Below are 14080 nucleotides of genomic sequence, written 5' to 3'. Positions count from 1 at the left end.
GCATGATCGCGTTTTCGCCGTCAGGCATGGTCACGGCGCTGGCCAGAAAGCCAACCGCGCGGCTGGTTAGGCCGGTTGCCAGCCGCACCGTGATGGCGCGGTCGCGGCCGATCTGTGGAAAACCGCTTGTCGCCATGATCTGGCGCCTGGCGATCAGCGGCAGCCCTGTCGAGGCGCCGATGATGGCCTCGATGTCGGGGTAGCCGAACACTGCCGCCCCTGGCCCGTTTGCCCAGATCACCTGTTCGAGGTCTGCCGATAGAAGGGCGATCGCGTCGCCGGCGGCAAAGCGCTGGCGGACCGCGTCGAGCACGGCGACGTCGAGGAAGGAGTAGTTGTCGGACGGCATGCGCTTGGCGGACCCTCACGGAACGGGCAATTTTCCAGTTAACGTTTTGTTAATAAAAGCCGACGGCGCGAAGGTCCACAAGCCATAGCGTGCAACCGCTGGAATCTCTGGGCTCGTGGTTAACGCAGGGAAAGAATTTTATGGTGCACTGCAACAATGATATTGCAATGCACAAAAATTGCCTTTATATTGCCATCATACATGAACGAGACGGCTTTCTGTCAAAGCCGCTGCCACTGCAAAGGATGGAAAATGTCCAGGACCAAGACTGCTGAAACGATCGAAAACGTTGAATTCCCGAGCTTCGATGCTTCCAAGGCCACCGACCAGATCCGCGCTTTCGCCGAAAAGGGCGTCGAGCAGTCGAAAGAGGCTTATGCCAAGCTGAAGACCGGTGCGGAAGAGACCCAGAAGGCTCTGGAGTCGACCTTTGAGACCGCCAAGACCGTTTCCAACGACCTGTCGCTCAAGACCATCGCTGCTCTGCGCGCCAATACCGAAGCTGGCTTTTCGCATTTCGAAGCCTTGATCGGCGCCAAGTCGCTGTCGGAAGTCGTCGAGCTGCAGACCGCATTCCTGCGCAAGCGCGTCGAGATGGCCGTCGAGCAGGCAAAGGATTTCCAGACCGTCACCTCCAAGGCGGCCGAAGACGTCTCCAAGCCGATAAAGACCGCCTTTGAGAAGGCGATGAAGGAAATTAAGGCCGCCTAATATTTGCGCATATTTCGAAGATGCAACAAAAGGTCGCATTTCTTCGAATAGGATTATGTGAAATATAGTGGTCAAGCGAAATACCCGGTGGGTGGAACCTCCTCCCTCTGCTCTCCGGGGTGACCAGCCAGCACCTCCTCCCGCTGGCTCGTAACAGGAAAAGGCCGGCACCTCCTCCCGCCGGCCTTTTTCTTTGCCCGGCGAAAAAGGCGACGCCGTTGCCGGAGCGATCTTTGCCTACAGCACCGCGCGTCCTCTTGGAGGCGCACAGGACAGCGTAGAACTTTGGATTTTGCGCGTGATCCTTCCCGAAAATCGATTCTGATTTTCGGGGTCATGCGCGGCCAAAAGCCTTGAATTAAACTCCGATAGCCCGTATGGACGCATCGCCGAACGACAGAGCGGGTCCCGGAGAATGAACGGTCCATCTCGATCCCGCTCGGGCAAACGTGCCGTTGTAGCTCAGATGGTTAGAGCGCCGGATTGTGGATCCGGAGGTCGCTGGTTCGATCCCAGCCAACGGTACCATCGGCTTGTCGGTTAAATCACTGAATTTGTTAGGGTGGCTGCGCTGCCTATGTGTCAGCCGCAATCGTCGCCTTTAGCCACTGCGTGATGGCATCGAAAGCGATCGGTTTGGTCGTGTCGACGTCAAACAGCGGTCCGCGCCGCAGCGGCGCGGCACGCTTGGCCAGTTCGATCAGTTCGGGGATGTAGGCCGCGCCGGGATGGCCGGCGGGGCGCTGGTCGAGCCGTGCGCGATAGCGCTCGGCCAGAACCTCGCCGGGCGCGTGACACCAGATTTCGGCGGTCTGCTCGACGCCAGCCCTGCGCAGGTGATCCTCGAGCACCTGGCGCGGCTGGAAACCGAACCAGGCATCGACGATAACTGTGGTGCCCGCCGGAGCTTCGCCGACGATCGACCAGATCGCCTCGTAACTGGCGCGGCCGAGCGTACGGTTGAATTCACGGTCGCCGCCGCCGAGCGCCTCGAGGAACGGGTTCTTGACCGTATCAAGCGTGAGCAACGGCCATCCCATCCGGTCGGCGATACCGCGCGAGACCGTGCTTTTGCCGCTGGCAGGGATGCCGTTGACCAGCACGGCGCGCCTGGTGGGCACGGCACGCCGGCCGGGATCGAGCCGAGCGGACGGCAGGGACACCGGCGACGCCTGCGTGACCGTCGCCTCGGCGGCGAGCGCTTGCAGACCGGCGCCGATGACGCCGGCGTCGTCGCCGAGTTGCGCCGGTTCCACCGGGCATTGGTACCAGGGAGCCAAAGCCGGGGCGTTGGCAAGTGCCCTGTGGGCCGCCAGGCCAAGTCCGCCGCCGAGCAGGACTAGATCGGGGGCGAACATGGCCACGGCCGAATCGATTGCCGCACGCAGCGGCCTGGCCCAGGCTTCCAGTATGCCGCGCGCCAGCGTGTCACCGCCCGCATCCCGGGCAAAAAGCTGATCGACCGAAACATCCGGACCGAGGCCTGCCCGCGCGATGTGACGGCCAAGCGCGGTGCCTGAGCTGGTGGTTTCAACGCAGCCGCGCCGGCCGCAGACGCACGCTTCGCCTGATATGTCGACAGTGATATGGCCGAGCTGCCCAGCCGTCCCCTTGCCGCGGACGATCTGCCGATCTAGAGCCACGGCACCACCAATGCCGGTCCCGATCGTGAACATGACGATGCTTTCATGGCCTCTGGCGGCGCCGAGAGCCATTTCCGCGACCAGTGCCATGTTGCAATCATTGTCGATCAAGACGGGCTTGCCTGCCAGGCTTTCCAGTCGTTGCGCCAGGGGGATCGAGGCGAGGTTGACGTAGCCTCCGGACAAGACCGCGCCAAGCCGGGCATCGACGCGCCCGGGGACGCCGATGCCGATGGCGGCAACTTCGGGAGAATCGAGCCGGCGCACCATTTCGGCGATCCGGGAGAGCACAAGCTCCGGATCCGGCGCGCTCTTCTCGGAAATACGATCGAGGATTTCGCCTGTGCCGGAAATGCGGGCGGCGCGCAGATTAGTGCCGCCGATATCGATCCCTATGGCCATCGAACTAGAGCCGGTTCCATTTCGACTAAATCGAAATGGGGCTCTATCTTGCTGTTTGACCATGATCTTTTCCGAAAACCGGTCCCCACTTTTCGGGATCATGGTCTGAGGCATGACGTCCCGTGCGTGCCTGGTGTGAACGCCGAACGGCTAAGCGGCTTTCTGCCTGTAGTTTCCGATCACCGCCTGAAGCTCGCGCAATCTCGCCACTGCGATGGTCTTAAGCCTTTCCCGCTGAATGTCACGGTCAAGCGAGATGCAGTCCTTCCACAGCGACCGGCCGGCGATGACGCCTGACGCGCCGTTCTTCATCGCGATCTCGACCTGGCCCAGGAAGGTTGCGTGGTTGACGCCGGCGGAGAGGACCGCCCATGGCACTTGGCCGGCCATGCTGGTGATCCTTGCGCAGGCTTCCGGCGTTCCGGGATAAGGAAGCTTGAGCACCTTTGCCCCGCATTCCAGCGAAATCCGGGTGCCCTCTTCGACTAGCCAGGGGATCTTGGCCGTATAGTCTTCAAGGCTTTCCCCTTCGACCTGATAGGTCAGGAACTCGACGACAAGCAGGAGGTCCTCTTGCGCGAAGTCGGCGATGCATTGGCGCAGAATGGCGATATTGTGCTCATTCGCCTCAGGCCTGTCAGCCCTGAGATAGACCATGATCTTGCCGCCGGTGCCGCCGAGCTCGCGGACGCGGCGCGCGTCGATGTCGGGAACGAGGCGCGACAGGCGGTAGCCGGCGGGCGAGACGTCGAAGCCTGAGGCGTCGAGGCCGATGAGCAGAGCCGTATCTCGGTTCAGCACCCCTTCATCGACAACCCGCGGCACCGCGCAGAGCGGGTCGAGCAGCACGCAGGATGCCTGGCTGGCGAGGTATCGCGTGATGTCCGACTTGGTGTCGCCGAGCATGTCGTTGGTGATCTTGGCCTGTTCTGCAGGGTCAGACGCAAGCAAGGTCCGCATGCCGCCGCGCTGGTCACAGGCGATGGCCATCATGGCCCCATCCTTGCCGCATATCTGCTGGTAGCCGCGCAACTCTGCGGTCGTCATCTTTGTCATGGTCTTCTGTCCGATGTTGGCGCCCATTCACCAGGGCGCAGATCCGTGGAACAAGAAAGGTTCAGTTTTTAACTGCCTCTCGGCAGCGAGTTTTTGCCGCTTTGATGCGCTATCGACCGAGAAATTTGGCCTTGGCCCGTGGAAACGGGCCCACATTGCGAGTCAGCCGAATTTGCGCGATAACTCCCATCCGTCGATGGGTCTGTAACACATTGCTGAAAGGAATTGCAAGCTGCCTGTCCCTCCCGCACAAGATGCAGCCGCCGCATCGCGGACGATGCTGCATACGGTCGCCAAACTGCACTACGAAGCGGAGATGTCGCAGGTCGATATCGCGCGGCGGCTTGGTGTCTCCACCGCGACCATATCGCGTCTTCTGCAGCGGGCGAGGGCGGAGGGCATCGTGCGGATCGAGGTTCTCGATCTTGCAACGCCCGAAGGCATCACCACGCAGCTGGTCGAAGGGCTGGGACTTCGCGACGCGGCAGTCATCGAAACGCCGGCAGCCGGTGCGCTGACGGCGCTCGCTGCGCCGCTCGGCGCCTTGCTCAAGCAAGCGGAACTAACGGCCGGCTCGGTGATCGCCATTGGCTGGGGGCGAGCCATTCGCGAGGTGATCCGGGCAGGCCTGCCGCGCATTTCCGGCGTTCTCACCGTCGCTGCCACCGGCGGCATGCAGCAGCAGGCGCCGCATTTTCAGATCAACGAGTTTGTGCGGCTCGCCGCCGAAGAGTTCGGCGGCACGCCGCATTTCATCCATGCGCCCTATCTGCCATCCACCGAATTGCGTGACGTCTTCCTCGGCGATGCGGCCATCCGCGACAGCGTCGCGCTTTGGGACCGGACCGACGTCGCGATCGTCGGCATCGGCCTGCCTCATGCCATCAATCCGCCCGAGGCGAGCGCGGCCACGCTGAGCGAGCAGGCACTGTTCCACGCGGCTGGAGACGTTATCAGGCATTATTTCGACGCCGAAGGTACCCTTATCCCGTGGGAAGGGGAGAGCCGGATGATCGCTATGTCGCCGGCCCAGCTTCGAGCCGTCCCCCTGGTGATCGGTGTCGCCGCCTCGCCGGAGAAGGCGACCGCCATTATCGGTGCCGTCCGCGCCAGGCTTATCAATGCTCTGGTAACGGACACGAAGACTGCCCAGGCCATTCTCGAGGCTCTCTTGCCTCAATAGAGGCGGGCGCGCCGATCGGCACACCTGATCGATCCCAAACGTGGCTCGCCAGCCCACCGCCGTGAAATCATCAGTTGTGCCGTCAAAGCGTTGGGGCAATAGTCTGCGTAAGGGGCTCTGCGGAGCAGACAAATGTCGTCCGGTTTGAAAGCGTTTCCAGCCAAGAAATACCAGGTTGCAATTTCTTTCAGCAAAGTGTTACAACTTTGCGGCTAGGCACGCATGTGCGCCGAGCGGCGCTATTCCTTCGACCTTGCGGAGGCTAGGAACGGGACTGCGCGTATCAGGCTGGTCGGGTTTCGACTGGCTGATCTAACGACTGGGGGGCGCTCGGGAGGAAGCTGCCCATAACAGCAAGCAGGCGAAACCCGTTTCTCGCCGCCAGCATTTCACGTAGCCGGAACGGATTGACGGCCATGTCAATGTCAATCGCAACGGCAAATCTGCCAACATTATGAGGAGGATGTTATGAAGAAGATTGTTGCCGCCCTTGCGGCTCTCGCCATCTGCGCAACGGCGCTGATCACGCCCGCTTTGGCGCAGGACAAGAAGTTCACCGTTGCTCTCGTCCCCGGCCTTACCACCGACGGCTTTTACATTACCATGCGCAAGGGAGCCCAGGCGGCGGCCGATGCCCTTGGCGTGACCCTGGTTTTCCAGGGCGCCCCGGATTTCAATCCGGTGACGCAAGTCCCCGTGCTTGACGCGGTCATCGCCAAGAAGCCGGACGCTATCCTGATTGCGCCGACGGACAAGGTTCAATTGGTCGAGCCGCTTCGCAAGGCCAATGATGCCGGCATCCCGGTGATCACCGTCGACACCTTCATCGGCAGCGGCGTCTATCAGACCGGTGCCGGCGAGGCGGATTTCCCGCTGTCCTATATCGCCTCGGACAACATTCTCGGCGGCGAGATCGCCGCCCGGGCATTGGCCAAGGCCATAGGCGACAAGGGCAAGGTCTACGTTTCGAACGTCAAGCCTGGCATTTCGACCACCGATCAGCGTGAAGAGGGCTTCAAGAAGGAGATGGCGGCCAATCATCCCGGCATCACCGTCCTCGAAACCCAGTTCAATGACAACGACGCCAACAAGGCCGCCTCGCAGCTGCAGGCTGTGTTCGCGCGCAACTCCGATCTCGTTGGCGTGTTCGGTGCAAATCTGTTCTCGGCGCTCGGCGCGGCGAATGGCGTCCAGCAAGCTGGGCAGACCGGCACCATCAAGGTCGTGGCGTTCGACGCGCCGACCAGCATCGTCGACAACATCAACACCGGCTTGGTGGACGTGGCGATTGCCCAGCATCCGGCCGAGATCGGCTATTTTGGTGTCGTTTCGGCCTATGCCCACCTGACAGGCCAGTCGATCCCGGTTGCGATCGGCACCGGCTTCACGATCATGGACAAGTCGAACATCGCCGATCCGAACATCTCAAAGTACCTCTATTCCGAATGAGTCCAAACCAGCTTGATCTCCTTCCGGCGTGCCGGGAGGAGATCTGCGCCGGGTCTCTGGGACCCCGTTGACGGAGGCCGCGCCGCGGATCGGATATATCAATGACCTCAACATCACCAATCGAGCAAAGCGAAACGCATGTCGCCCCTCAGGCCGACCATGGTGATCCGGCCAGGACCTGGCTCGGACGCATCGCTGAAGGGCGCGCCTGGCTGTTTCTCGCCGGCCTGATCATCTGTTTCGAGGTTTGGTCGAGGCTCTCCTTCGGCGCGACCTTCGTGCTCAATCCGTTCAACGTGCAGTCCATCGCGATATTTGCCGTGGCGCCGCTGCTGCTTGCGACCGGACAGACATTCGTCATCATTTCGGGAGGCATCGACCTCTCGCTGGGCTTCATCATGGGCCTTGCGGCCGTCGTTGCGGCCCACGCTACGAACATGGCGGGAGCCGTAATCCCGCTGCCACTGGCAATGCTGGCGGGTATTCTAGCGGCCGTGATTGTCGCAGGCTTGCCTGGTGTCATCAACGGCTTGCTGATCTCGCGCCTGAGAGTTCCGCCCTTTATCGGCACGCTTGGCATGTTCGGCGTGGCGCGCGGCGTTGCTTTCCTGCTGGCCGGCGGCACGACGGTGCCGGTCCAGAATTCCTGGTTCGCGCTGCTCGGCAACGGCAGGTTCTACGGCGTGCCTTATCTCGTCATCATCGCCGCCGTTTTCGTTGTCGTGATGCACTACATCCTGAGCCAGACCCGATTCGGTCAGCACAACTACGCTATCGGTGCCAATGTGCAGGCGGCGCGTCGTGCCGGCATCGACATCAGGGGGCATACCCTGCGTCTTTATGTGCTTTCGGCTATGTGCGCGGGCCTCGGTGGCGCGCTCTATGCAGCGCGCTTCACTGCGGGCGCGGCACAGGCCGGCGAGCCGTTGCTGCTCGACAGCGTCGCAGCCGTCGTGATCGGTGGCGCCAGCCTGTTCGGCGGATCCGGCACCATCTTCGGGACGGTCGCCGGAGCGCTGGTGATCGCGGTCATCCAATACGGACTGGTTTTCGTCAATGTCGAGCCGTTCTGGCAATTCATCGCCGTCGGCTTCGTCATCATCATTTCCGTTCTCATCGACCAGGCGCAGCGCCGGTTCAGTGGAGCCCGTCAGGATGAATAGCCCAGCCCAAACCACCCCCCTCCTGGAAGTCCGGAACCTCTCCAAGCACTTCGGCGCCGTCCGCGCGCTCAACGATTTCTCCATGGTCGTGCGGCCCGGCGAAGTGGTGGCCCTGGCGGGCGACAACGGCGCCGGCAAGACGACGCTGATCAAGGCGATATCGGGCGTCTTTCAGCCGACGGGCGGTGAAATTCTGCTGAGGGGTCAGCCGGTGACATTTGCGACGCCGCATGAGGCGCGCGAAAAAGGCATCGAAACCATCTATCAGGATCTCGCTCTCGCCGACAATTTGTCCATTGGCGCCAATATCTTTCTCGGCCGTGAACCCATGCGCAAGGCCTTCGGCTTCCTGCCGGTGCTCGATCGCAAGGCCATGGCGGTTGCCGCCAAGCAGACCATGGGCCGGCTGGATTTCCATGTCAGTCGGCTCGACGCGCCGGTCAGCAATTTCTCGGGCGGTCAACGGCAGGCCGTTGCCATCGGCCGGGCCGTTTATTGGGACGCGCAGATACTGATCATGGACGAACCGACCGCGGCCCTCGGCGTTCCCGAGCAGCGCAAGGTCATTTCGCTCATCCACCAGCTCAAGGCGCAAGGCCGAGGCGTGATCTTCATCTCGCACAATCTGCAGGACATTTTCGCCGTTTCCGACCGCATCGTCGTGCTGCGCCGAGGCATTCAGGCCGGCGAGCGCAAGATCTCGGAAACCAACCATGACGAAGTCGTCAAGCTCATGGTTGGCGGATAGGCCGATATTTTCGATTGCTGAAACAACGCACTTCCCGAGCAAATCAGCTTTCCGGGTGGCGAGCCGGCCAAGCCGGCAATTCTCCGGCGAGAAGCGACCGCGACAGGATCGCTGGCACAGCTACCGCGCCTAGCCGCTCAGCATCTCAATGCGCCCGGTCGATTTCCGGCGAAATATGCTCGCCCCCAACGATGACAAAATGCCATCCAGAGACGCTCGGCGCAGTGGAAATAAGCAGGATGGCGAGCAGAGTCGACATTGCCTGAGGATGTCACTATATAGCGGCGGCTTTGGCCGCGTACCCTAGGGTTGCGCAGCGAACGGCGCCGCAAACGTGCTACGTATTATGACACCTATTGTCATACAAATTGACTGGAATACCGGAAAAAAGCAAGTAGAAACAACGGCGCGATCCGGGACTTGACCCCAGCCAACGGTGCCAATCTCCCAAGAAAATAGAATCTCCTCAAGAATTAGAATGTGCTCCTTGAACCTTCGATTTCCTTCAGCTCTGTGGAGCTTGGGCAAGATCGGCTTGCCGGGTGACGACGACTCGGTTGGAATGGGAGCGTGCATCTTTCCGGGGATACCGGCGTTTATGATTACCAACCGGCGCAGCCGCCAGGGAACAGCAGTATGAGTGAACACGCGATCGAGTTCTTGCAGGAATGGATCGGCGAAAAGGTCCACTGCCACGCCTCGCCGGACAGGATCGAGAAGCAAGCCGAGACACTCGCCAGGGAATGTGCCGCCAAGGCGGCTGAGGCCGGCATACCGCTGGAGGATATCCAGGAAGAGGTCGGCGATATCAAGGAGCTTATAGCGTCGAAGCTGGAAGAGGCGGCTGAGGCCGACCAGGACGAAAAGAATTCGGACAAGCCTGCCGGGTGATCTGCCGACCCGGCGAAAGGCCGGGGAAAGCATTATTGACCCGGCTCAACCATATGCAAGACCGGTGCGGCGCGTGTGACGCGCCAGGCAGTCTTACGTCCCCTGACGACTTGCATCGAATCTGCCCTCGAGCCATGCCTTCGGCAGCGCCGGCACGAAATTGCCGTCGCGCCCGGTCATGTCGTCATTGGCGACCAGCGCATTGAGGATCGCTTCCTCCACGCCTTCGATCACGGCGTCGAAGAACGGATCGATCTCGCTATCCGGGACAAAATCGGCGCTGGCGATGCGGCCTGACGGCGCCAATGCCGCCTCGCGGTTGGCGGTCGAAAAGCCCAGGAAAATATCGCCCGAGCTATGATAGCCGAAGCCGCCGGTCATGGCGACGCCGAGCGGCACCCGGCGGGCCAGCCGCTTCACTTGATGCGGCAGGAACGGCGCATCGGTGGCGACGATCCCGATGATAGAACCCTTCTCGGCGCGCGGCGTGCTTTCGCGGATCGCCGGTTCCACGAGATCGGGCCCGGCGCGCAGGCCGCGAATGGTAAAATTGCTCCGCTTGCCGAAATTCGCCTGCACGAACGCACCGACCGTGTAGCGCTGGTCTTGCCATTCGACGATGCGCGATGCCGTGCCGGAGCCGGCCTTGAAACCGAAGGCGATCATGCCGGTGCCGCCGCCGACGCTGCCTTCCTCGATCGATCCGCTGGTCGCGCCATCGAGCGCCGCAGCAACATGCTCGAACCTGAGATGGTGGCCGTTGATATCGTTCAGGAAGCCGTCGTAGGTTTCCGCCGCCACCGGCAGGCCCCAGGCGCTGTCGAGCGCGGCCGGTAGCACGCGCTGCATCCAGTGCAGCGTCGCGTCGCGTGAAACGCCGCAGGAGTGCGTGTTGGTGATGGTGATCGGGAAATTGAAGGCACCCGTCTCCTCGATGATGTGCGAGCCGGTCAATTCGCCATTGCCGTTCTGGCTGAAGATCCCGGCAAAGACCGGCGTGGCGAGATCTGCGTGCGGTCTGGGCAGGATAGCGGTCACGCCGGTGCGCACCGGTCCCTTGCCGACCACCAGCGCACCATCGCCCGAAATCAGCGTCGAATAACCGACTGCAACGCCAGGCACATCGGTGATGGCGTTGAACGGTCCGGGCGTGCCGTCAAAACTTATGCCGAAGGCTCGAGCGCGCGGCTTGCCGGAAGGCGTCGTCTGGTGATGATTGTCGGTCATTGCCATTCAGAAAGTCATGCGCGCTCAGAATTCATGGGCGCTCGGAAATAATGGCCACTCAAAACAGAGAGCCTTGATTGCCAGGCTCCTTGGCTTTGGCGGCCGGCTTTGCAATTGTTTTCGGCCGTGCGGCACCGCTGGTCGCAACCGCATCGGCGGTTCCGTCGGCGAACTCCAGCGAAAGTGCCATGCCCGACGTCACTTCCGCCGCTTGCTTGATCACCGCACCGTCGGCGTCTTTCACCAAGGCAAAGCCCCGCGCCAGCACCGCCTTATGCGACAGCGTCGCCAGCAGCCGGTCGGCCTGGGTCAGTTTCCCGCGCAAGCGTTCGAGCCGCACCGAAATCATCCGGTCCTGTCGCCGCGACAGTGCCGCCAAGATATCTACCTGCAATTTCTGCCGCCTTGCGATCGGCGCGGGCGACAGCCGTGCGGCGGCGCGCGAAAACCGCGTTCGTCGCTCGCGCACGATGGCGAAGAACGCCGCTTGCGCGCGGGCGAGATCGCGGCCGGCCAATGTACGGGCCTCGTTCATGCGTCGCGACAGAGTGGCCGGCGTCAGCCGCTGTGCCTGAAGCCTAGCTCGCTTGCGTTGGACGCTGACGGACAGCGCCCGGCCAAGCCGGCTCGTCGCCTCGTCGAAGCGCCGGCGCGGCAGCGCCAGCAACTGGTCGGGCGAAGGCAGTGCACGGGCGGCGGCACGGACCGCCTGGCGCTTGCGTTCGAAATTGCGCGATACCGCGGTCTTGAGCCGCGCACCAAGGCCGGCAAGCGTCACTTCGAGGTCGGCGCGCACGGGCACGGCGATCTCGGCGGCACCCGTCGGTGTCGGCGCCCGCACATCCGCCGCCAGGTCGATCAGCGTCCAGTCCGTTTCATGGCCGACAGCGGAGATCACCGGAATACGCGAGGCGGCGACGGCACGAGCCAGCGCCTCGTCATTGAACCCCCAAAGATCCTCGAGGCTGCCGCCGCCGCGCGCCACGATCAACAGGTCGGGCTGCGGGATGACGCCATCGTGCGCCAGCGCGTTGAAGCCGTTGACGGCGGCGGTCACTTCCTTGGCCGTCGTCTCGCCCTGCACCCGCACCGGCCAGACGAGCACATGCAGCGGAAACCGGTCCTTGATGCGGTGGATGATGTCGCGAATGACGGAGCCTGTCGGCGAGGTGACGACGCCGATGACGCGCGGCATGAACGGCAGCAAGCGCTTGCGGCCGGCATCGAACAGGCCTTCGGCCTGCAGCCGGCGCTTGCGCTCTTCCAGCAGCGCCATCAGCGCCCCGGCGCCAGCCGGCTCCAGATTGTCGATGACGATCTGGTAGTTGGACTTTCCGGGATAGGTGGTGAGCTTGCCGGTGGCGATCACCTCCATGCCCTCTTCGGGGCGGAATTTCAGCCGGCCCATCGTGCCCTTCCACACCACGGCGTCGAGCCGCGCGCGGTCGTCCTTCAGGCAGAAATAAGCATGACCGGAGGAATGCGGCCCGCGATAGCCGGATATTTCGCCACGCACCCGCACATTGCCGAAGACGTCCTCGACCGTGCGCTTCAGCGCGCCGGAAATCTCGCTCACCGTGTATTCGGTGGCGTTGGTGCGTGATTCGGATGCTGCGTCGCTCATTGGCCGATTGGGGGGCGGTTGTGCGTCCGCGTCAAGCCGTAGGTGCTCAGCGCCGACCCCCGGGTCCTTCACCAGCCCGGCAAGATCTGGTTCGGCTTGTTCCGCTTCATCTTCGAAAAGGCGAGTGCGGCGAAGTCGAAGCTTCCCGTCTCTTCGCCGAGCGGCACGGAAATATTATCGAGGCTTTCCGAAATGTGACGGGCTAGCGCGTCGACGATCTCCGGCCGCGACGTCTGGCCGCGCATGATGCCGATGCGGCAATCGGGCAGGGCGCCGAACCCGTCGGCGTCGCCCAAAACTCGCATGCCGGGCCGCAGCGCACATTCCGGCAGCACCGAGATCGCCAGGCCGGAAAGCACCGCAGCTGTGATGACGGTGGCCGAGAAGCTGGTGAACAGGATGCGGTAGTCGCGGTTCTGCCGGTCGAGCACGTCGACAGCAGCCCGCCGCCAGATGCAGTTCGGCCGGCCGAAAGCCATCGGCAATGTGTCCTGCTCATGTGTCGCGTGGTTGGCCGAAGTGACCCACAGCAGCGGTTCGCGCCGCACCACTTCCGACTGGCCGTGCGCGTCATTGTGGGTCACCAGCGCCAGATCGAGATTGCCGCGCTTGATATGGTCGACCAGCCCGGGTGTTGGCTCGCAGATGACCGTCAGCTCGACACGTGGATTGGAACGGGCGAAGCGGGCCATGATCTCGGGCAGGAAGCGATCGGCATAGTCGTCCGGCGTGCCGATGCGGATCGTGCCTTCGAGCCGCCGGTCGTCGAAGGCGGCCAGCGTTTCCCGATTGAGGAACAGCAGCCGTCTTGCGTAGGAGAGCAGCCTGTCGCCATCCTCGGTCAGCCTGTTGGTGCGCCCGTCCTTTTCGAACAGCGGCTTGCCGATCCGTTCTTCCAGCCGGCGCATCTGCATGGACACCGCCGACTGCGTCCGATGCACCTCTTCCGCCGCGCGGGTAAAGCTGCCGGTGTCGACGATTGAGACGAAGGTCTGCAACTGATCGAGATCGAGTGGCGCTTTCATCGGTCCAATCCATCATTAGTGTTGATGCTAAAGATTAGAAACATTCGTTGGATTAATCAATCAAGCGGTGGCAGATTCAGCATTGTCCACATCAAGGCAGTGCATGTCGCCTAAGTGGTCACCGTTTTTGGGACGACGACGTGCATCTTCTACGTGGATCGGGACCGGAACGGCCGCTGTTGCCAGCGCCGATCGCCCCGTTTCGTCCGTTCAAATATGAAGGAGGCTGATATGGCTACGTTCGACTTCGCCACCGAGACTTCGCGCATCACGTCGCGTCCGGCTATTGCGACGCGCGCGGCCAATGCCATTTCCAACGTCTACCGCGCCTGGAAAAACCGCCGCGCCTTTTATCGCCTTGGCGAGATGTCGGACTCCGAACTCGCCGATATCGGCCTCACGCGCGCCGACCTGCATGTCGCTATCGACGTGCCGTTTGGCCGCGATCCGACCGAAAGGCTACGCGTCATCGCGACCGATCGCATGGACACGATCGAGGATCTTGCCCGCAAGGTGGCCTAAGGGGGCGCGCTGTAGGATTTCGCAGGCGCCCACTCCCTGCCGGTTCCCCGCCGGCCCGCCTGCACACTGCCCGGTTCTCACAAGGAC

Annotated in this window: 13 protein-coding genes and 1 tRNA gene; 8 read left to right on the top strand and 6 right to left on the bottom strand. The window is 62.4% G+C overall.

Annotated features, from left to right (window positions below; translation table 11 throughout):
• Nucleotides 1–349: hypothetical protein (locus EOB36_RS17475; protein ID WP_164897541.1), on the bottom strand; the 349-nt coding region annotated here is incomplete at its 3' end.
• Nucleotides 350–601: 252 nt separating this feature from the next.
• Here EOB36_RS17475 and EOB36_RS17470 point away from each other — a divergent pair.
• Together EOB36_RS17470 and EOB36_RS17465 are read left to right on the top strand one after the other, a co-directional pair.
• Nucleotides 602–1060, top strand: a complete 459-nt coding sequence (locus tag EOB36_RS17470; protein ID WP_095483553.1) for a phasin — start codon at nt 602–604, stop codon at nt 1058–1060.
• Between the two features lie 451 nt (nt 1061–1511).
• A tRNA-His gene (locus EOB36_RS17465) sits at nt 1512–1588 on the top strand.
• A 47-nt stretch (nt 1589–1635) separates the two neighbouring features.
• Here EOB36_RS17465 and EOB36_RS17460 read toward each other — a convergent pair.
• Together EOB36_RS17460 and EOB36_RS17455 are read right to left on the bottom strand one after the other, a co-directional pair.
• The gene (locus EOB36_RS17460; protein ID WP_128285338.1) at nt 1636–3105 is read right to left on the bottom strand and encodes an ROK family protein; all 1470 of its coding nucleotides are present in this window, start codon (nt 3103–3105) and stop codon (nt 1636–1638) included.
• A 150-nt stretch (nt 3106–3255) separates the two neighbouring features.
• Nucleotides 3256–4161, bottom strand: coding sequence for a tagatose-bisphosphate aldolase (locus tag EOB36_RS17455; protein WP_128285337.1), 906 nt, complete (start codon nt 4159–4161; stop codon nt 3256–3258).
• A gap of 277 nt (nt 4162–4438) precedes the next feature.
• Here EOB36_RS17455 and EOB36_RS17450 point away from each other — a divergent pair, with 277 nt between their 5' ends.
• The 5 genes from EOB36_RS17450 to EOB36_RS17430 all read left to right on the top strand — a co-directional run bounded on the left by EOB36_RS17450 (nt 4439) and on the right by EOB36_RS17430 (nt 9595).
• On the top strand, nt 4439–5344 hold the full coding sequence (locus EOB36_RS17450; RefSeq protein WP_128285336.1) for a sugar-binding domain-containing protein: 906 nt from the start codon (nt 4439–4441) through the stop codon (nt 5342–5344).
• A 468-nt stretch (nt 5345–5812) separates the two neighbouring features.
• The gene (locus tag EOB36_RS17445) at nt 5813–6793 is read left to right on the top strand and encodes an ABC transporter substrate-binding protein (RefSeq protein WP_095483556.1); all 981 of its coding nucleotides are present in this window, start codon (nt 5813–5815) and stop codon (nt 6791–6793) included.
• A gap of 101 nt (nt 6794–6894) precedes the next feature.
• Entirely contained in the window at nt 6895–7956 is a 1062-nt protein-coding gene (locus EOB36_RS17440) for a ribose ABC transporter (RefSeq protein WP_095483557.1), read from the top strand.
• Nucleotides 7949–8704 carry an ATP-binding cassette domain-containing protein gene (locus EOB36_RS17435; protein ID WP_128285335.1) on the top strand — a complete coding sequence of 252 codons (756 nt, stop codon included), beginning with the start codon at nt 7949–7951 and terminating at the stop codon, nt 8702–8704. The genes EOB36_RS17440 and EOB36_RS17435 overlap by 8 nt, the downstream gene beginning before the upstream one ends.
• A 636-nt stretch (nt 8705–9340) precedes the next feature.
• Entirely contained in the window at nt 9341–9595 is a 255-nt protein-coding gene (locus tag EOB36_RS17430) for a DUF768 domain-containing protein (protein ID WP_095483559.1), read from the top strand.
• Nucleotides 9596–9688: 93 nt separating this feature from the next.
• On the opposite strand, the gene EOB36_RS17425 is transcribed toward EOB36_RS17430, so the two are convergent.
• The 3 genes from EOB36_RS17425 to EOB36_RS17415 all read right to left on the bottom strand — a co-directional run bounded on the left by EOB36_RS17425 (nt 9689) and on the right by EOB36_RS17415 (nt 13471).
• Complete coding sequence (locus tag EOB36_RS17425) at nt 9689–10822, bottom strand: P1 family peptidase (protein WP_128285339.1); 1134 nt, start codon at nt 10820–10822, stop codon at nt 9689–9691.
• Nucleotides 10823–10880: 58 nt separating this feature from the next.
• The gene (gene xseA, locus EOB36_RS17420; RefSeq protein ID WP_126103637.1) at nt 10881–12446 is read right to left on the bottom strand and encodes an exodeoxyribonuclease VII large subunit; all 1566 of its coding nucleotides are present in this window, start codon (nt 12444–12446) and stop codon (nt 10881–10883) included.
• 68 nt (nt 12447–12514) lie between these two features.
• Nucleotides 12515–13471 (bottom strand): LysR substrate-binding domain-containing protein, encoded by a 957-nt coding sequence (locus EOB36_RS17415; RefSeq protein ID WP_127289240.1) that lies wholly within the window; start codon nt 13469–13471, stop codon nt 12515–12517.
• A 231-nt stretch (nt 13472–13702) separates the two neighbouring features.
• Here EOB36_RS17415 and EOB36_RS17410 point away from each other — a divergent pair, with 231 nt between their 5' ends.
• Nucleotides 13703–13993 carry a DUF1127 domain-containing protein gene (locus tag EOB36_RS17410; RefSeq protein ID WP_095483982.1) on the top strand — a complete coding sequence of 97 codons (291 nt, stop codon included), beginning with the start codon at nt 13703–13705 and terminating at the stop codon, nt 13991–13993.
• Nucleotides 13994–14080 lie beyond the last annotated feature (87 nt).

The sequence above is a fragment of the Mesorhizobium sp. M6A.T.Cr.TU.017.01.1.1 genome (assembly GCF_004023115.1).
Taxonomy (GTDB): domain Bacteria; phylum Pseudomonadota; class Alphaproteobacteria; order Rhizobiales; family Rhizobiaceae; genus Mesorhizobium; species Mesorhizobium mediterraneum.
Note: the sequence above shows the minus strand (reverse complement) of the source record. Positions and strands in the feature narration are given on the sequence as shown.

Coding starts and splice junctions, on each gene's coding strand:
- EOB36_RS17440 (WP_095483557.1), top strand. CDS start 6,895: ATGACCTCAACATCACCAATCGAGCAAAGCGAAACGCATGTCGCCCCT.
- EOB36_RS17410 (WP_095483982.1), top strand. CDS start 13,703: ATGGCTACGTTCGACTTCGCCACCGAGACTTCGCGCATCACGTCGCGT.
- EOB36_RS17450 (WP_128285336.1), top strand. CDS start 4,439: ATGCTGCATACGGTCGCCAAACTGCACTACGAAGCGGAGATGTCGCAG.
- EOB36_RS17460 (WP_128285338.1), bottom strand. CDS start 3,105: ATGGCCATAGGGATCGATATCGGCGGCACTAATCTGCGCGCCGCCCGC.
- EOB36_RS17445 (WP_095483556.1), top strand. CDS start 5,813: ATGAAGAAGATTGTTGCCGCCCTTGCGGCTCTCGCCATCTGCGCAACG.
- EOB36_RS17435 (WP_128285335.1), top strand. CDS start 7,949: ATGAATAGCCCAGCCCAAACCACCCCCCTCCTGGAAGTCCGGAACCTC.
- EOB36_RS17455 (WP_128285337.1), bottom strand. CDS start 4,161: ATGACAAAGATGACGACCGCAGAGTTGCGCGGCTACCAGCAGATATGC.
- EOB36_RS17470 (WP_095483553.1), top strand. CDS start 602: ATGTCCAGGACCAAGACTGCTGAAACGATCGAAAACGTTGAATTCCCG.
- EOB36_RS17415 (WP_127289240.1), bottom strand. CDS start 13,471: ATGAAAGCGCCACTCGATCTCGATCAGTTGCAGACCTTCGTCTCAATC.
- EOB36_RS17430 (WP_095483559.1), top strand. CDS start 9,341: ATGAGTGAACACGCGATCGAGTTCTTGCAGGAATGGATCGGCGAAAAG.
- EOB36_RS17425 (WP_128285339.1), bottom strand. CDS start 10,822: ATGACCGACAATCATCACCAGACGACGCCTTCCGGCAAGCCGCGCGCT.
- xseA (WP_126103637.1), bottom strand. CDS start 12,446: ATGAGCGACGCAGCATCCGAATCACGCACCAACGCCACCGAATACACG.